General features: G+C 66.2%; 16 protein-coding genes. 10 read left to right on the forward strand and 6 right to left on the reverse strand.

The window, feature by feature from the left end:
• Position 1 precedes the first annotated feature (1 nt).
• Both ASE22_RS03585 and ASE22_RS03590 read right to left on the reverse strand, forming a co-directional pair.
• Entirely contained in the window at positions 2–2,149 is a 2,148-nt protein-coding gene (locus tag ASE22_RS03585) for an acyltransferase family protein (RefSeq protein WP_056355040.1), read from the reverse strand.
• On the reverse strand, positions 2,146–3,303 hold the full coding sequence (locus ASE22_RS03590) for a glycosyltransferase family 4 protein (protein ID WP_235536508.1): 1,158 nt from the start codon (positions 3,301–3,303) through the stop codon (positions 2,146–2,148). The genes ASE22_RS03585 and ASE22_RS03590 overlap by 4 nt, the downstream gene beginning before the upstream one ends.
• Before the next feature lie 295 nt (positions 3,304–3,598).
• Between ASE22_RS03590 and ASE22_RS03595 the strand changes: the two genes are divergently transcribed.
• The 9 genes from ASE22_RS03595 to ASE22_RS03635 all read left to right on the forward strand — a co-directional run bounded on the left by ASE22_RS03595 (position 3,599) and on the right by ASE22_RS03635 (position 13,075).
• Positions 3,599–4,501 (forward strand): class I SAM-dependent methyltransferase, encoded by a 903-nt coding sequence (locus tag ASE22_RS03595; RefSeq protein WP_056355046.1) that lies wholly within the window; start codon positions 3,599–3,601, stop codon positions 4,499–4,501.
• Positions 4,502–4,620: 119 nt separating this feature from the next.
• On the forward strand, positions 4,621–5,847 hold the full coding sequence (locus ASE22_RS03600) for a glycosyltransferase (protein WP_056355049.1): 1,227 nt from the start codon (positions 4,621–4,623) through the stop codon (positions 5,845–5,847).
• Entirely contained in the window at positions 5,844–7,148 is a 1,305-nt protein-coding gene (locus ASE22_RS03605) for an MBL fold metallo-hydrolase (protein ID WP_056355051.1), read from the forward strand. Before ASE22_RS03600 ends, ASE22_RS03605 begins: the two co-directional genes overlap by 4 nt.
• A 3-nt stretch (positions 7,149–7,151) precedes the next feature.
• Positions 7,152–7,820 carry an acetyltransferase gene (locus tag ASE22_RS03610; protein ID WP_056355054.1) on the forward strand — a complete coding sequence of 223 codons (669 nt, stop codon included), beginning with the start codon at positions 7,152–7,154 and terminating at the stop codon, positions 7,818–7,820.
• A 98-nt stretch (positions 7,821–7,918) separates the two neighbouring features.
• Positions 7,919–9,085: a glycosyltransferase gene (locus ASE22_RS03615; RefSeq protein ID WP_056355057.1), complete on the forward strand. Its 1,167-nt coding sequence runs from the start codon at positions 7,919–7,921 to the stop codon at positions 9,083–9,085.
• Between the two features lie 43 nt (positions 9,086–9,128).
• The gene (locus ASE22_RS03620; RefSeq protein WP_056355060.1) at positions 9,129–10,319 is read left to right on the forward strand and encodes an acyltransferase family protein; all 1,191 of its coding nucleotides are present in this window, start codon (positions 9,129–9,131) and stop codon (positions 10,317–10,319) included.
• 34 nt (positions 10,320–10,353) lie between these two features.
• A complete protein-coding gene (locus ASE22_RS03625; protein WP_056355063.1) occupies positions 10,354–11,334 on the forward strand; it encodes a hypothetical protein in 981 nt (326 codons plus the stop codon).
• Positions 11,335–11,447: 113 nt separating this feature from the next.
• Positions 11,448–12,293: a sulfotransferase domain-containing protein gene (locus ASE22_RS03630; RefSeq protein WP_056355067.1), complete on the forward strand. Its 846-nt coding sequence runs from the start codon at positions 11,448–11,450 to the stop codon at positions 12,291–12,293.
• Between the two features lie 179 nt (positions 12,294–12,472).
• The gene (locus tag ASE22_RS03635) at positions 12,473–13,075 is read left to right on the forward strand and encodes a helix-turn-helix transcriptional regulator (protein WP_056355070.1); all 603 of its coding nucleotides are present in this window, start codon (positions 12,473–12,475) and stop codon (positions 13,073–13,075) included.
• A gap of 488 nt (positions 13,076–13,563) precedes the next feature.
• Here the strand turns inward: ASE22_RS03635 and ASE22_RS03640 are convergent, their stop codons facing one another.
• From ASE22_RS03640 to ASE22_RS03655, 4 genes are read right to left on the reverse strand one after another with little or no spacing between them, the layout of a single operon-like run.
• Positions 13,564–13,929 (reverse strand): carboxymuconolactone decarboxylase family protein, encoded by a 366-nt coding sequence (locus ASE22_RS03640; protein ID WP_414886677.1) that lies wholly within the window; start codon positions 13,927–13,929, stop codon positions 13,564–13,566.
• Positions 13,930–13,937: 8 nt separating this feature from the next.
• Positions 13,938–15,218, reverse strand: a complete 1,281-nt coding sequence (locus ASE22_RS03645; RefSeq protein ID WP_235536507.1) for a TolC family protein — start codon at positions 15,216–15,218, stop codon at positions 13,938–13,940.
• On the reverse strand, positions 15,215–15,418 hold the full coding sequence (locus ASE22_RS03650; protein ID WP_056355074.1) for a YgaP family membrane protein: 204 nt from the start codon (positions 15,416–15,418) through the stop codon (positions 15,215–15,217). Before ASE22_RS03650 ends, ASE22_RS03645 begins: the two co-directional genes overlap by 4 nt.
• Positions 15,419–15,449: 31 nt before the next feature.
• Complete coding sequence (locus tag ASE22_RS03655) at positions 15,450–16,730, reverse strand: NAD(P)/FAD-dependent oxidoreductase (protein ID WP_056355077.1); 1,281 nt, start codon at positions 16,728–16,730, stop codon at positions 15,450–15,452.
• An 88-nt stretch (positions 16,731–16,818) separates the two neighbouring features.
• Between ASE22_RS03655 and ASE22_RS03660 the strand changes: the two genes are divergently transcribed.
• On the forward strand, positions 16,819–17,160 hold the full coding sequence (locus tag ASE22_RS03660) for a rhodanese-like domain-containing protein (protein WP_056355081.1): 342 nt from the start codon (positions 16,819–16,821) through the stop codon (positions 17,158–17,160).
• The last annotated feature ends 5 nt before the right edge of the window (positions 17,161–17,165 follow it).

Genomic DNA, 17,165 nt, shown 5'->3' on the forward strand with positions numbered 1-17,165 from the left:
CTCACGGTGCGGCGGGGGGTCCCCAGCGATCGTCTATCGTCGCGCCGATCGCCGCGACGAGGCGGTCCGCGCCGGCACGGCTCAGATGGTTGTCGTCGCGGTAGAAGATCGCGGTGCCGTCGTGGCTGAAGCAACGCGCACCCGCGCAGAACAGGTTTTCCGGATAGACGCGCGCGACATCGGGATGGACGCCCACGGCATCGAGCATCGCATGGCTGCGCCGGCTGCGCGCCAGATATTGCCGGCGCGAGACCGACGCCTGCTGCGGTGAGAGCCACGCCCCCGCCGGCTCGCTGCGCGCCAGCTGCAGCAGCTTGCGCGGGATGTTCCATCCCATCTCGGGCACCGGATAGACGAGCACCACCTTCACCCCCCGCTGGATCAGCCGCTCGACGGTGCCGATGATCCGCGCGCGGATCCGCTCCTCGCTGGCCGCGCGGTCATAGGGGCCGTCCGCCGCCGAGAGATGCGGCGCGTTGCCGGGTTCGGCCCCGCCGGCGCCATTGTCGAACCGGCTCCGCTCCACGACGATCGGCAGCCGCATCATGATGACGGCAACCGCGCGCGGCTGACGCAGCGCATAGTCCAGGCGCGCGCGGTTATAGGCGTCGGGGCAACTCGGCACGCCGTCGTCTACGCGGACCAGCCCGGGCAGGAAAAGGCAGCCACCGCGATTCAGCAGCGTGACGCTCGCGAGGCTGGTCGACATGTCGAGCCGATCGATGAGCGCGCCGCTGAGCAGGCGTGCGTGCGAGTCGCCGATCAGGAGCAGGTTGTAGCCCCCCGCATCGGCGCCCCGGAAGACGCAGGGTCCGCGCGCCGGCACATAGTTCATGCAGCCCAGCCCGCGCTGCATGATACCGGCTTCGTCGACGATCTCGGCCCTGGCGATCGCATCGAGCGGCGCGGCGAAGCGGCCGGGCGCGCCATTCGTCACCACCAGCGCGGCGCCCGCCGCCGCCAGGGCGATGCCGCCCGCGACGGCGATGATCCAGATCGATCGCGACCCGACCCGCCGCCGGTCGCGCGTCGGACGCTCGACGAGGTGGTAGGTGGCGATGGCGGCGAGGATCGCCAGCAGGATCCAGCCGAGCTTCACGCTCGTGGGCGCGTCGTCAACGCGCAGCAGGCGGCCGAAGGCGAGGATGGGCTGGTGCCACAGATAGAGCGAATAGGAGATCAGCCCGATCGACACCATCGGCATCGACGCGAGCCAGCGGCTCGCGATGTCGCCATGGCCGGCATATCGGATGATCAGCGCGGTTCCGGCGACGGGGATCAGGGTCAGCAGGCCGGGATGGTGATGATGCGTCGACATGAACGGCACGCAGGCCAGAATCGCGGCGAGCCCGACCAGCGGCGCCGATCGGCATCGGAACGGCACGCGTTCCCGGCCGCCGTCGAGTTCGTGCAGGGCCAGCATGGCGCCGACCGCCAGCTCCCATATGCGCGACGGCAGGAGATAGAAGGACGCATCGGGCGCATAGGCCGTCATCGTCTCGGCCACGGCGAGCGAGACGACGGTCAGGCCGGCGAGGATCGGCATCATCCAGCTGCGGGCATATCGGCCGACGACCAGCAGCAGTGCGGGGAAGAGCAGGTAGAATTGCTCCTCCACGCCAAGGCTCCACATGTGGATCAGCGGCGTCGTGAGATTGTCGCCGGCGTCGTAGCTTCCCGCCTGCCAGAAGAAGATGTTGGCGACCGAGGCGACCGAGCTGGTCAGCGAGGCGCCATAGGTCTTGAGTTCGCTCGGCAGCATCAGCCACCACGCCATGGGCAGCGTCGACGCCAGCACGACGTAGAGCGCCGGAAGGATGCGACGGGCGCGCCGCTCGTAGAAGCGGAGGAGGCTGAACCTGCCCGCGTCCATCTCCCGGAGCAGGATCAGGCCGATCAGATAGCCGCTGATCACCAGGAAGATATCGACCCCGATGAACCCGCCGGGGAAGGGATCCACGCCGGCGATGCGGAACTGCGCGTGGAACAGGATGACGAGGCCGACGGCGATCGCGCGCAGGCCGTCGATCTCGGGCCGGTAGAAGCCCGCCGCCTGCGCCGGCCGAATCCCGGTCCATCCGCGCGCGATCCTTCCGACCTTGTCGATTCGCGGCCGGATGCGCGCGACGGCGGCCGAGCCAGGCGTCACTGCCGGCGCCGGCGAAGCGACAGCGCCGACCCACCCGCCGCATCCGGCGCGACCGCCGGCCGCGCGCGACGGGGCCGCGCGATGCGGTCGATCACAGTCTCCCACTGGCGAGCGACCCGGTCGACCGCGAAGCGCCTGGCCGAATGCCCCGCATTCTCCCCAAGCGACCGGCGCAGCGCGGCGCTGGCCATGAGCCGGGCCAATGTCCGTGCCAGCGCGACGACATTCTCGCACTCGACCAGCATACCGTCATAGCCGGTCTTGATCAGTTCGCGCGGCCCATAGGGACAGTCGAAAGCGACCACCGGCAGGCCGCAGGCCATCGCCTCGCCCAGCGCGTTGGGAAAACCTTCGTAGCGCGACGGCAGCACGAAGGCCGAAGCCTGTTCCGCCCACCCGCCCTGCACCCCGCTCACCCCGCGCAGCGTGATGCGGCCGGCGGCCGCCGACGCCTCGATCGCCGCCTGCAGGGCCCGCCGGTCCGGGCCTTCTCCCCAGATGTCGAGAACCCAGTCCGGATGGTCGCCCGCCACCCGCGCAAAGGCCTCGATGAGCAGGTCGAAACCCTTCTGGTGGGTCAGCCGGCCGACCGCGACCAGCCGCAGGGGGGCAGGCGCATCCTCATAGGGCGCCGGCACGCCGGGCGGCGGGACGATGGGGTTGGGAATGACCGCCACGCGCCCGCGCGCCGCCCGTGGCACGCTTTCGATCGCTCGCATCGTCTGTGCCACGATCGCGTCGGCCCGGTGGAGGAGCAGGCTGTTGGCACGGTTCCAGAACGGGCTCGCCGCCTGCTTCATGGGGTTGTTGCGTTCGCACACCGCGAGCTTCAGCCCGGTCCCGATCGTCGCCAGCAGCGTCAGCACGTTGATCTTGGTGAGAAAGCTGAACACGATGTCGGGACGTTCGCGCCGGAGAGCGGCCCGAAGCCGGAAGACGCGGCGAAACAGCTCGAAACCGCGGCGATGGCGGGCGCCGTCCCCGCGGGAGGAATCGAGCCGCAGCAACAGGACGCGCCCGTCCACCCAGTGGTAGACCCGGTCCTGCGGCGTATCGAACGTGCATATCGAGACATGCCATCCCGCCTCGACCCACCGCGAGGCCAGCAGGCTGATCACCCGTTCCGCGCCTCCCGGCCCCAGGGCTTCGGTCACGAAGCATATCCTGCGGCTCGGAGGCCCCTTGAAATCGTCCCTGCCCTGCATGCCGAAATGCTATATCGGCCGCGACAAGGCGCGATGGGCTCTTCCGAGACTAATCCTTCGGGATAGGGACAACCATCCCGTCGCGCATTTCCTGCGCATCGGAGCCGCCGCCCTGCCTCCTATGGCACGTTTTTCGGCGCCGGCTATCGGGCTATCCATGTTTCGCCAAGGGCCACGGGAGGCGCCGATGCGGATCGTTTCACGGAATAACGGGAGGTCCGCATCGGTCACCCACGATCATATCATGGCGACCGTCATGACGCTGCTCCGCGAACGGCAGGTCACGCCTCGCGGCGGCAGGCTCCGCGTGCTCGACATAGGATGCGGCGATGGCGCGCTCGTCGATCATCTCCAGTACGCCCTCGCCGCCGCCCTGCCCGGGCTGGCGATCGAAGTGCACGGCTTCGATATCGGGGAACAGGGATATAATGACGGCGACCAGTTCGACACCGCGATCGGACGGCTCGCCGCCCGGCATCCGCACATCGAGTGGCGCGAACGGATAAGCCTGCAGTCGGATGTCGAGCCATGGCGCTACCCGTCGGGCTTCTTCGACCTCGCCATATCCAACCAGGTGCTCGAGCATGTCGACGACCTGACGACCTTTCTGGCCGAACTGCAGCGCTGCCTCTCGCCCAACGGCGCGTCGGTCCACGTCTTCCCGTTGTCGAGCTGCATCGTCGAGGCGCATTGTCAGACCCCGTTCGCCCACTGGATCCGCGATTTCGACCGGCGGGTCGACTGGATCGAGTTGCTGAGCCGGCTCAACATCGGTTCCTATCGGCGGCACAGCAATATCCTCGGCCATAGCGACCGTCACGACCATGCCGTCCAGACCGCGCAATATATTCAATGCTGGACGCGCTACCGCGATTTCCGGACGATCGCGGACGCGTGCGACGCTGCCGCGCTTTCGGTGACGAGCGGGCTGACCAAGGGACTGTTCATCGCCAAGCTGCGATCGTTGCTGCGGCTCGCCCCACCGACCGGCTACCGTCGGTCGCGCCTGATGGGACTCGACTGGCTGTCCTTTGCGATCGGCCGTCATCTGTCGTCGTCGACGCTGGTGATCAGGCCGGCAAGCTACGACATCGGACGCCGGATCGCGGCGGAGAAGGCCGCGCGCACGATGCGCGAGGCGGCCTGACGGGCGGCTCTCACCCGAAAGAGTGCGCGCATAAACCCGAAGGTCGTTCGTGAAGCGCCGCGCCGTCTCCTAATCGAAGACATGACGGACGGCGCAAGGGCTCGAGGGCGCGGAAAACGATGATGCAGGGCAACCCGACACGAATTTGCTTTCCCTTCACCGGAGACGTGGTGGGCGGCAGCCACCTCTCGGTGCTTGGACTGGTCCGCAATCTCGACCGGTCGCGCTTCACGCCGGTGATCGTGCCGCAATATCCGGACGGCGCCATCGCGGCCCTGTTCCGACCCACCGGCCTGCTCGCGGACATCCAGCCGCAGTGGACCCGGCTTCCCTACGACAGCAGCGTCGGCCCCTGGAAGATGCTGCAGCTGCTCAAGGATATTCCCGCCCAGGTCCATTTCCTTCGGGCAGGCGGGTTCGACATCGTCCACAGCAATGACGGGCGGACCCATGCGACATGGGGACCGGCGGCGCGCCTCTCCGGGGCAAAGCTGCTCTGGCACCAGCGCGGGGACCCGGGTGCGATCGGGCTGCGGCTGGCGGCGCCTCTGCTGGCCAACCGGGTCGTCGCGGTCTCCCGCTTCGCATCCCCCCGGCCCGGCCTGTGGTCCGCCGCGCGCCGATGCACGGTGGTACACAGTCCCTTCGCCACCGAAGCGAGCGAGGACCGGGTCGCCGCACGGGCCGCGCTCGTCGCGGAACTCGGCTGCGATCCGGACACCGCCTTCATCGGCTTCTTCGGCGCGTTCATTCGGCGCAAGCGCCCGTTCCTCTTCATCGACGCGATCGCCGAACTCACCGGCCGCCACCTGTCGCGGCCGGTGATGGGGCTGATGTTCGGCGAAGCCTATGACGGCGGTCGTACCGAAACCGCCCTCGCCAACCACGCGCGCAAACGCAATGTCGCGGACATCGTGAAGCTGATGGGCTTCCGCACGCCGGGGCCGCGCTGGCTCGCGGCCTGCGACATGCTGATGGTGCCCGCTCTGGGCGAACCTTTCGGACGCACGCTGATCGAGGCGATGCTGGTGGGAACGCCGGTGATCGCCACGGCGTCGGGCGGCAACGTCGAAGCCCTGAAGAACGGGGATATCGGCGTGCTGGTGCCGCCCGAAAATGCGGTAGCCCTGGCCAATGCCGCGGTCGTGCTCATCGACTGGCCGATGGCGGCGGCGACCATCGCCGCAAAGGCCGCGGAGGACGCAACCTCCCGGTTCGGCGAGACGCTCCACGCCGATCAGATCATGGCCGTCTACGAAGCCATGCTGGGACGAACCAGCCCGCCGAAACACCCTCCCGCGCCAATGGCCCACCCCGTCCTGATGGAAAGCGAGCCCGCTTCATGATCCGTTTCGTCAATCACGCCTCGTTCGTCGTCCGGTCGCACGGCATCTCGCTGCTGTGCGACCCGTGGATCGCGGGATCGGCCTTCCACAATGCGTGGAACCTGATCGCCGAGCAGCCGCACGAAGGGCTCGACGAGGTCGACTATATCTGGTTCAGCCACGAGCATCCGGACCATTTCTCAGTGCCGTTCCTCCGGTCCATCCCGGCGAACCGCCGGGCCGGGATCACGATCCTCTACCAGGAGACGCCGGACGGCCGGGTGGTGTCCTTCTGCCGCGCGCTGGGGTTTGCCGTGCGCGAGCTCCGCCATGGGGTGAACGAGGATATCGGCGGCGGCATGCGCGTGACCTGCGGCAAGATTCCCTTCTACGACAGCTGGCTGCTGATCCAGACCCCCGAATACAGCATCCTCAACACCAACGACTGCATCTTGGAGGCCCCCGGCCGCCTCGACCTCATCCGCCCGCATGTCCCGGAATGCGACATATTGTTCACGCAATTCTCCTACGCGAACTGGCAGGACAGCCGCGACAATCGCGAGGCAAGGCGCCTGCTCGCGGCCGAGAAGCTTCGTCGCGTCGCGCTCCAGTGCGACATATTCCGGCCGAAGTTCGTCGTTCCCTTCGCCAGTTTCTGCTATTTCAGCCATGTCGAGAACGCGTTCATGAATGCCGACATCAACATGCCCGCCGATGCCGTCGACTTCATCGAGCGGAATTGCGATGCGACGCCGGTGCTGCTGATTCCCGACGAAGTCTGGGACGGCCTGACCCCGAAGGACAATCGACCCGCGCTGAACTGGTGGGCCCGCAAATATCCCGAGGCGCTTTCGCGCCCCAAGAATCAGGCGACCGAAAGCTTCTCCTTCGTCGAGCTGCAGGCCAAGGCCGAGGCGATGATGGATCGGGTACGGCGACGGAACAATTATGCGCTGGTCACTTCGCTCCAGCGGCTGGGCCTTATCCACGCCGTCGACTTCCACCTGATCGACCGGGGGATCACGGTTTCCTTCGACTGGATCAACGGCATCAGGCTGCTCGAGCCGCCGCCGTTCCGTACGATCGAGATCCACTCGGAATCGCTCGCCTTCATCTTCGATCATGATTTCGGGGTGGACACGGTCAACGTGAATGCGCGCTTCGAAGGCTCGATGCGCGACAAGAAGCGAATGATCGGCCTTTTCGCCGTACTCGCCCTCAACAATACCGGCCGATCGCTGAAATTCTCCGAGAGCCTGAAACTCGTGAACCCGGCGTTCATACAGCAGGGCCTGCGCACGATCGGCGCAGTGCGGAACTGAGCGATGGGAGACCGGGTTCCGCTGGCGATCATCGGCGCGGGCCATCATGCCGCGGTCGTGCGCGATTGCGTCGACGACAGCCGCTTCCGGGTGATCGGCTATCTCGACGACCGGCTGCCGATCGGGTCGCCGATCGGTGGCGAGACGGTGCTCGGCCGCCTGGCGGAGCTTCCCGCCATCGCCGCGCGGCATCCGGGGACCGCCGCCGTCGTCGCGATCGGCGACAATATGGTCCGCCTGCGCGTCGTCGACGTCGTCGAGCGATCGATCCCCGAGCTGCCCTGGGCGACGATCGTCCACCCATCGGCGATCATCTCGCGCAGCGCCGAGATCGGCCCCGGCTGCGTCATCGTGGCCGGCGCCATCGTCAACTGCCACACCAGCCTCGGCCGGCATGTCCTGATCAACACCGGGGCCAGGCTCGATCACGACAATATCTTCGGCGACTTCGCCTCCACCGGCCCCGGCGTCTCGACCGGAGGCGACGTCCGCGTCGGCACCTTCAGCCACATCGGGATCGGCGCGAGCGTCCGTCACGGCATCCGGATCGGCAATCATTGCGTGATCGGCGGTATGGCCTTCGTCGATCGCGATGTCGAAGACCAGCTCGTCTGCTTCGGCGTGCCGGCCCGCCCGCAGCGCCATCGCATGCGCGGCGCCGCCTATCTCTGAACGATCGTCGCCGACTATTCCGCATAGGCGCCTCCTGACCGCTTGCCAGCCGCGGTCCGGAATCCCCACCCTCGCAGGCTCAAGACGAGGAACGAGGCATGAAAATCGCGGTACTCGCGGTCGCGACCAATATCCACACGATACGCTGGGTGAACGCGCTCGCGGAGCGCGGCATCGAGGTCCTCCTGATCACCCAGCAGGCGCCGCGGCCCGAGGATTATCACCCTGCCGTCGCCTTCCGGATGCTGCCCTTCCGGGGGGGGCTGGCCTATGCCCTCAATGCGCCGGTGCTGCGTATCCTCTTCGACCGGTCCGGGGCCGAACTGCTCCACGTCCATTATGCGGGCGGATATGGCGCCATGGCGTGGCTGTCCGGCATCCGCAGGAGGCTCGTCTCGGTCTGGGGCGGCGATGTCTATGAGGTTCCGCACCGCAGCTGGCTGCACCGGCGGCTCGTCACCGGCGCGCTGCGCGGGGCGCTGCGGATAACCTCGACCAGCCATGTGATGGCCGAGGAGGTTCGGCGGCTGGGCGTCACCGGACGGATCGACGTCGTTCCCTTCGGCGTCGACACCAAATTGTTCGCCCCGCGCCGCTCGCCCCGCACCGACGGGCGCCTCGTCGTCGGCACGGTGAAGTCGCTGCAGCACAAATATGGGATCGATACCCTCATCCGGGGCTTCACCGCGTCTCTGGCCTATCCCGCCTTCGCCGCGCTCGACCCGATCCTGCGCATCGCCGGCGAGGGGGAGGCCCATGCCGAATATGCGGCGCTCGCGCGCGCCATCGGCGGAGGACGGATCTTCTTCGAAGGCCATGTCGACCATGGCGACGTACCGGCCCTGCTGCGCGAGTTCGACCTGTTCGTGGCGGTCAGCCGGGACGACAGCGAAAGTTTCGGCGTCGCGATCATCGAGGCCGGGGCCTGCGGCCTGCCGGTCATCGTATCCGATGCAGGGGGCCTGCCCGAAGTCGTCGAACATGGCGTGACCGGCCTCGTCATCCCGCGAAACGCCCCGATGAAGCTGGCCGCCGCGCTGCGCGACCTGGCGACCGACGAGGCCGCGCGCGCGCGTCTGGGGAACGCCGGCCGCCGGCGCGTCCGCGAACGCTATGAATGGGGCCGGTGCGTCGATCACATGATCGACGTCTATCGCGACGTGACTCGGCAATCCGGCCTAACCCCTTGGGAGAACGGTGCCCCCTCCGAACGCCCGGAAACACTTCCTCACAATAGCATCCGCACGACGTCGCTTCCGGCGTAGGCTGGTCGCCGACCGATAACCGGCATCGAGGGGTGAGAACGGAATGGCCGAAGGAGATTTGCTCGCGCTGCCGGGTGAGGCCATGCAGGGGGTGCCGCGTCCCGCCAACGACACCGGAACGCGCCGTCGCGGCCCCACCGCCGGATCGACCGAGTTCAACGCCGCCGCACACGGGCTGCGCGGCGTCGCCGCGATGATGGTGTTCTGGGGGCATCTGCTCGGTGGCACCGCCAAGCATATCTATGCCGGCGATCCGTCCTATGGCCGCTTCATCGAGCCCCTCTGGCATTTCGGCACGGCGGGGGTGGTACTGTTCTTCGTCATCAGCGGCTTCGTCATATTGCCCAGCGTGGTTCGCTACAGACCGGGACAATTCGCCCTGCGGCGCCTCCTGCGGCTCTATCCGCTCTTCCTGGTGCTCAGCCTCGTCTTCGTCGGGCTCAATGCGGCCACGAACCTCTATCCGAAGCTGAACGACCTCCCGACGATCCTGGCGGGCCTGACCTTCGTCAACATCTTCGTCGGTACGGAGCAGCTCACCCCCAATGCCTGGAGCCTGTCCTTCGAGGTGATGTTCTACGCCCTGACCTGCCTCGCCGTCTATTTCGTCGTCCATCGGCCGAACCGGACGGGCCTGCTGCTGGCGGCGTTGCTGTGCATCGCGTTCATTGGAGTCTTCCCGATCGCGCTGTTCTTCGCCGGCGGCATTGGCGTCCGGCTTCTCCATGACCGGCACATCGCCTTGCCGCTCTGGCTTTCCCGCCCGCTCGAGCTGGTCGCGCTCGCCTGTTTCATCCGCTATGCGTCGATGTCCTGGTTCGCCTATGTGCCGGCCGATTTCGCCAATCCCACGGCCCTGAAGATCCTGGTTTCCAGCCTGGCCTATTTCGCTTTGGCGGTAACCCCCGGCAGCCTGACCCATCTGTGCCTGGGGTCGCCGACGGCGCGCTATCTGGGCACGGTCAGCTACAGCCTCTACCTCGTCCATCCCTATTGCTATTATCTGGGCCGGCTGGTGTTCGACCGGATGGGGCTGTTCACCGACGAACACCTGCTCTCGATGACCCTCTTCTTCGCGGCGGTCACGCCCGTCACCCTGCTCGTCACGCACGTCGTTCACAGGACGATCGAAATGAAGCCCTATGAGTGGTTCTTCCACCAGAAGATCTATCGCGCGCCCGCGCAGGCCCACTCTCCCGAAGCCATCCGAACCCAGGAAGCCCCCACCCCATGAGCCCCTTGCCAACCCGAGACGCCCCGGCCGCGATATGCGAACGATAAAGCATATTCCCGCGTCGGCGCTCGGGCCCGGCGTGCTGGGGGAATGCTTCCGGGAGGGCGCCGCCGCGGTCGTGGTCGAAGGCGATCCCGCGGTGGGCACGCTGTGGCGGCAACTGATGGCCGAGCCGCAGTCGATGCCATGGGCTTCGACGCTCTACGACCTGTCGGCCAATCTCCTGCCGCATGACGATCTGACGAAGGCGCTCGGCGATCTCTATTATTTCAAGCCGGGCCGGCATTCCTACATCGCCCGCAAGATCGAGATCAGCATGGACGATGCAGGGCTGGCGGTGCGGCCTGAGCGCTTCCGGATCCTGGGCGAGGACGTCGCCATGAACGCTCCCCTGATCGACGACTGCTGGGCTTTTGCGAGCTCGATCATGGCGGCCCTCGGCCCGACTTGCGACGGCAGGGAATTTCCGGACTCCTATCGGGTCGCCGTGCAAAGGCTCAAATATCATGAGTCCCATGCGGGGCATGAAGCGCTGTTCCGCATGGTCCGGAACTCGCTGGGGCCCTGGGCGCGCCTGGGATATATGCTGGACCGTAGCCGCGAGGAGATGCGCGGTCCCCTCGCGAGGCGGGGGGTCTCCGACGCCTTCGCTCTCCTGTCGCTCATTCCCTTCTTCCGTTGGTGCCTGACCCGCCTCCACGCCGTTCAGACCGAAGCGGGCGGCGTCGACGTTCCCGACGGATGCCATGTCATCGTCAAGGCGCACATCGATACGCGCTATTTCTCGGCGCTCTGCGGCAACCGGTACAATCTGAAGACCGAGATATGGACGAACAGTCGCTGGCTCCCGCTACCGATCGACTGCGAGAATGTCGCGATCGTGCCCGGATCGGGGGCGCTGACCAGCTATGGTATCCAGCCCACGCTGCACCGCGTCCTGCAGGAAGAGGCCGTTTCCGAGGGCCAGGTGGACCCGTTGCTTCGCAACGTGACGCTGTTGCTCGGCGCGAAATGACTTCATCCTGACGGAGTAATCCCTCGGCGCACTCGATAGGATGCGCCCGCTTGGAATAGCTTACCGCCAGACGCGGTGGCCCCTCGGCCCCCCAACGGATCTGGAGATCGCTCTTGCCCGCACAAGCCATCCGGTCGCTGCACCGTTCCTTCGGCAAGAGCGCGGGAAGGATCGCGCCGAGCTGGCTCGTCGACCGTTACCGGCGCTGGACCACCGACGTCTATGTCATATCCTTTCCCAAGAGCGGCCGGACTTGGTTCCGCACCATCCTCGGGACCGCGATCCAGCTTCAGTTCGGCGCCCGCGCCGTCGATCCGACCTCCGTCCATCATATGTGGATGTTCGATCCGCGGGTTCCGCGCCTCGCCTTCACCCATGACGTCAACGCGCATCTTGCACGTCCCAGCGAGGTGCGCTGGGACGGCGAGCGATATAGCGGCAAGAAGATCATCCTGCTGGTGCGCGATCCCCGCGATACGATCGTCTCGCTCTATTTCGAGATGACGAAGCGCGTCCGCGCCTATGACGGGACGATCAGTGCGTTCATCCGCCAGGAAGCCGGAGGCTTCGCCTCGCTCATCGCCTTCCTCAACGAATGGATGCGGAACCTGGACAAGCTCCGGGAGGTGCAGATGCTGACCTATGAGGATCTTCATGCCCGTCCGATGGAAACGGTCTCCGCTGCGCTGGAGTTTGCGGGCGTTACCGGCATTTCGGCGGAAAATCTCCACGAAGCCCTGAAACTCTGCTCCTTCGAGAAAATGCAGACGATGGAGCGCTCGGGGATCGTGGAGCATGTGCGGTTGCGGCCGGGCGATGTCCAAGATCCGCAATCCTACAAGGTCCGCAGCGGCAAGGTCGCCGGATATCGAGAGCAACTTTCGGCGGAAGACTGCGACTTCCTGAACAGATTTATGGCAGACAATCTTCACCCCAAGCTCGACCGATACAGGGCCTAACATTTGTTAATTTTTTCTCAACAAAATCTATGATAGAAATTTCGTCAAACTGCCATTTATCCGTCTCTATTTTACTATTTAATTGTTCACTGCGTAAAGTACGGGAGGTTCGCTTGAGCCACCACTTGCAGATTTCGCTTCTCGGATATGAGATTGCTCGAGAAGGGCTAAAACAGCTGATGGGCGATCGTGGCTTCAAGGTTTCCACCTGGCCATTGAACCAGCTCGAGCGCTGTATTGCCGGACTTCCTGACGTCCCCAATCAACTCGTGGTCGTGGACGCCGCCGACAGCGAGAGCGGGATCGCCGCCTGCAGGGCGATCCGGAAAAAGCTGGCCGAGGTCCGCATCATGCTGCTCCACGATGACGATATCGGCGAAGCATGGGATGCTGTCGCCGGCGTCGATTACGCCGTGGCGCGATCGGCCAAGCTCCATACCTTGTGGCGTGTGCTCGACCGGATCGCCCGAAAGACCAGCCCCTGTTACACGGTGTTCGAGCGGGACACCGCGGTGGACGAGCGAACCGAGCTCCATCGCCTGCTGTCGATGCGCGAGATCGAGATCCTGTTCTGCCTTGCCAAGGGCCAGACGAACAAGCTGATCGCACGGCGGCTGAACATCTCGGAAGCCACGGTGAAGGTCCATGTGAAGACCATGCTTCGCAAGCTCTCACTCGCGAACAGGACCCAGGCGGCGATCTGGGCGCTGCAGCACCACCTCATCGCCTTCGACGACGACCCCGCATGGGTCGTGCCGCCGCGCGCCAGGCTGTCCAGCTGAGCTTCGCCACAAACGCCCGGCGCCCCGCGCCCTTCGGACCGGCGCCACATCCGGCCCGGGCTGCGAACCGATCCGGCCTGCGAACCGATCTGGTCTGGGGAGGTTGTGTGACAGGCCGCACATTAGGGGGGCAGCTCGTGCGGCCTGTCAGCACGGTGAGGTTGCAACGGGGGAGTACGCAACCGCACGACACATAGGAATGTGCCGTCCGCGACCATACTCTATCCGGGACGCTCTGGAGCCACCGCGCAAGAGGTAATCCGGAAGGGTCGCCACCCCTGCTTCGCGCGACATGGCCATCGATCGCGGCACGCCGGTGAAGCTGGGCAATGCGGGGCAAGTGACACCGGTGCGTTGGTCGCGCGTCGGCCTCGGGTTCAGCCTGGTCGGCCGCTCGACGCGGCCGAGCTCCATCCAATCGCCGACGTTGCCAAGACGCCTTCCACCGGCCGATATAAGTGGCTGGTCCGCCCGCGGCGGTTCCAGCGCTACACGCCGTCTCCGCTGGCTTCCGCTGCGAATTGGTCGAACGCCTCCACCGCCTGCGCCGCATACATCAGGCTGGGACCCGCGCCCATGTAGAGAGCCATGCCCATCGTTTCCATGATTTCGTCCCGGGTCGCTCCCTGCCTGACCGCTGCCTGGGAATGGAAGGCTACGCATCCGTCACAACGGATCGCAACCGAGATGGCGAGCGCGATCAGTTCCTTGGTCTTCGTATCGAGCACGCCCGCCTGCGTCGCGGCGCGCGCCATCGCCGAGAAGGCTTTGGTTACCTCCGGGCTGCCCAGCCGCACTTCCTTGATCGCTCCGGTCAATTCGGCGGCCATTGCCGGCCAGTCCTTGTGCATCATGCTTGTCCTTATGGTTTCAGGGCGCGGCCCAACAACGCTGCGAGCCTATAGGCGGCGACGATGCGGTCGGTCCCGGCGCGGATGGCTCCAGCCTCGGCAGCGATCGCCTCGCGCTCGGCGTCGAGCAGGTCGAGCTGGGGCTTCATGCCGACCCGCACCTCGTGGCGGACGCTCTCGAGCGCCTGCACCGCCGAGATGGCCTGGTCGCCCGCGGCCTGCTCGACCAACTGCGCGGTGCGCACCTCCTGAAACGCCGATATGACCTGTTCCTCGACCCGCATGGCGGCGGCTCGCATCCGCGCATCGGCGGCGCGAACCTCGCTGCTCGCTTCCGAAACCTTGCCCGATACGCGGCCGCCGCTGAAGAATTCCCAGCGCGCGCGAACGCCGACCGTCGCGCTGTCCGCGCGATAATCGGGGAAAAACTGGTCACGCACCGTCCCGGCTTCCGCGAAGGCGCCGACGGTCGGCAATCGTTCGGCACGCGCGCCCCGGGCGACCGCCTGTGCCGCATGCAGGCCGGCCCTGGCCTGGACGAACTGCGGATTGGTCCGCATCGCCTCGTCGACCGCCTCGTCGAGCGTGCCCGGAAGGGGCGGATTGGCGGGCAAGGGCTGCAGCTCGACGGGTTCGAACCCGGTCAGATTGGCGAAATGGGCGCGAGCCGATACCTGCATGCCCTGCGCCCGGGCCAGCCCCGCGCGAGCCTCGGCCAGGCGTGCGCCGGCCTGCGCGACATCGGTGCTGGGGCTCTCCCCGGCCCGATAGCGTAGCCTCGCCTGGCGCTCGATCTCGGCGGTTTCGGCAAGCAGCCGTTCGTAGAGGGTGAGCATCCGCGCCGCCGTCAGGATGTCTCCATAGGCTTGCGTCACGGCCATGGCGAGCTCGGCACGTGCGCCGCTTTGCCCCGCCTCCGCGCCGGCAATCCCTGCGCGCGCGCGGTCGATACCCGCGCCGACGCGGCCGCCGGTGAAGAGCGGCTGCTCAACCGTCACCTGCGCCGCGCGCGGGGTGACGTCAGCGGCGCCCAGACCGAAGAAGTTCCGGGGATCGAGACGGCCATAGCCGATCGTCCCGCTGAGCGTCGCGGTCGGAAGACGTCCCGACCGGGCCTGATCGAGCCGGGCCCTGGCCGCGTCGGCCTCCGCATCCGCGACGGCGATCTCGGGGGCGTGGCGCATGGCCGCGGCGATCGCTTCGTCGAGCGTCATGGCATCGGCCGCCGTGCCCGCCGCCAGCGAAGCGGCGACCCCCAGCGTCAGGCGAACGAGCCGGCGCGATCGGTTCACTTGAAGGCGGTTCCCGGGCGGACGCCCATCGCCCTGAACATGATCGCGGCGGGGCAGAAACCGGTAAAGCCGGCCTGGATCATGTTGAGGCCCGCAAAGGCGGTGAGCGCGATCCACCAGGGATGGATCGTGAGAGACAGGACGACGCCCAGAAGGACGACACATCCGGCAAAGATCATGACGGCGCGATCGAGAGTCATTGTCGCATTCCCTGCTTGTCGAGAGTGACGGTCACATCCGCAATTTGCGGATGCCGAGGACGTGGAGCGCGAGTTTCTCGTAGAAGGGCTCGCTCTCCCCCCTGCGCACCTTGCGCAGGAAATATTTCTCGAAACCGATCTTGGCGAGGTGAACCCATTTGCCGCTCGCCGCCCAATTGACGTTGCGCGGCGGGATCTGCGGCTGGGCGACGAAGGCGACGCCGCCATCGCCGAAGTCGGCGAGGCACACGGCATTCCAGGTCGCTTCGGCGGTCGGCTCCTCGCCGTCCAGGATCATGCCGAGGTTCGCCGCGACCGCGGTCACCATGCTCTCGATCATGAAGCCGGTCTTGGGCACGCCGACCGGTACCGGCGTCGGACCGGTGGGCGGGATGGCCACGCAGACGCCGAGCGCGAAGATCTCGGGGAAGGCCGGATTGCGCTGATGCCTGTCGACCAGGATGAACCCGCGCGGATTGGTGAGCCCGGCGATGTCGCGAACGGCCGGCACGCCCCTGAACGCAGGCAACATCATCGAAAAGGCGAAGGCGAGATCGTGGGTCCTGGCGACGGCACCGCCCTCGGAAATCTCCTCGACATGCATCATGCCGGCCTCGACCTTCGCGACGCGCGCGTTGGTGATCCATTTGATGTGCCGCTCGCGCAGCGTGCTTTCGAGGAGCGTCTTGGTGTCGCCGACGCCGTCGAGCCCGAGATGGCCGATATAGGGCTCGGCAGTCACGAAGGTCATCGGCACCCTGTCGCGGATCTTCCGGCGGCGCAGCTCGGTGTCGAGGATCAGGGCGAACTCATAGGCAGGACCATAGCAGGAGGCACCCTGGACGGCGCCGACCACGATCGGACCGGGATCTTCGACGAACCTGTCGAACGCCTCCGCCGCCGCGCTGGCATGGCCGGTCTGGCAGATCGAGACGGTGTGGCCGCCATGAGGGCCCAGGCCTTCGATTTCGTCGAAGGCCAAATCTGGCCCCGTTGCGATTACGAGATAATCGTAATTGACGGATGTGCCGTCGTTGAGCTCCAGCCGCTTTTCGGAAGCATGGAGCCGCTGCGCGCCGGCCGCCGTAAAGCCGATCTTCTTCCTGGCGAAGATCGGTGGCAGATGGACCTGGATGGCCTCAGGCGTTCGCCAGCGCACTGCGACCCAAGGGTTGGAAGGCACGAAGGAATAGGTATCCGAGTCGGACACCATCAGTACTTCGGCGCGGCCCTTTACCGCGGCGTCGATTTCGTAGGCGGCGATGGTCCCGCCGAGACCGGCACCCAGAACCACGATCTTCGGCTTGTCCATGACCTTCCTCTCGCGCTTGCCTGGAACCGGCTTGACTAAATATTATAATTACATGATATATACAATATCATAATTGAAAGATGTTTCGATGTCCGGTTTTCGAACGGCCGCGTCTCACCGCGAAATCCAGCCCGTGGAACTCAAGGACATGCTCGCGAACGGTTCCGCGCTTCTCATCGACGTGCGCGAGCCGGACGAATTCGCGGCGGGCCACATCGCCGGCGCAGTAAACATCCCATTGTCGGCCTTTTCACCGCGTAATGTTCCGGATGCAGCCGGGCGAACCGTCGTGCTTCAATGCGCGGGCGGCAAGCGATCCGGCATCGCGCTCGATCGTTGCGCCCAGGCCCACGCGGCGATCGATACGCATCTCGGCGGCGGCATCGGCGCATGGAAACATGCCGGCCTGCCGGTCGTCGCCGGCGAATAGAAGAT

The organism is Sphingomonas sp. Root720 (genome assembly GCF_001428605.1).
GTDB lineage: Bacteria > Pseudomonadota > Alphaproteobacteria > Sphingomonadales > Sphingomonadaceae > Rhizorhabdus.

Bases quoted from the DNA above. Each gene is read 5' to 3' on its own strand.
- ASE22_RS03635 (WP_056355070.1), top strand. From the start codon at position 12,473: ATGGGCGATCGTGGCTTCAAGGTTTCCACCTGGCCATTGAACCAGCTC.
- ASE22_RS03640 (WP_414886677.1), bottom strand. From the start codon at position 13,929: ATGATGCACAAGGACTGGCCGGCAATGGCCGCCGAATTGACCGGAGCG.
- ASE22_RS03655 (WP_056355077.1), bottom strand. From the start codon at position 16,730: ATGGACAAGCCGAAGATCGTGGTTCTGGGTGCCGGTCTCGGCGGGACC.
- ASE22_RS03650 (WP_056355074.1), bottom strand. From the start codon at position 15,418: ATGACTCTCGATCGCGCCGTCATGATCTTTGCCGGATGTGTCGTCCTT.
- ASE22_RS03625 (WP_056355063.1), top strand. From the start codon at position 10,354: ATGCGAACGATAAAGCATATTCCCGCGTCGGCGCTCGGGCCCGGCGTG.
- ASE22_RS03595 (WP_056355046.1), top strand. From the start codon at position 3,599: ATGGCGACCGTCATGACGCTGCTCCGCGAACGGCAGGTCACGCCTCGC.
- ASE22_RS03600 (WP_056355049.1), top strand. From the start codon at position 4,621: ATGATGCAGGGCAACCCGACACGAATTTGCTTTCCCTTCACCGGAGAC.
- ASE22_RS03605 (WP_056355051.1), top strand. From the start codon at position 5,844: ATGATCCGTTTCGTCAATCACGCCTCGTTCGTCGTCCGGTCGCACGGC.
- ASE22_RS03620 (WP_056355060.1), top strand. From the start codon at position 9,129: ATGGCCGAAGGAGATTTGCTCGCGCTGCCGGGTGAGGCCATGCAGGGG.
- ASE22_RS03610 (WP_056355054.1), top strand. From the start codon at position 7,152: ATGGGAGACCGGGTTCCGCTGGCGATCATCGGCGCGGGCCATCATGCC.
- ASE22_RS03615 (WP_056355057.1), top strand. From the start codon at position 7,919: ATGAAAATCGCGGTACTCGCGGTCGCGACCAATATCCACACGATACGC.
- ASE22_RS03660 (WP_056355081.1), top strand. From the start codon at position 16,819: ATGTCCGGTTTTCGAACGGCCGCGTCTCACCGCGAAATCCAGCCCGTG.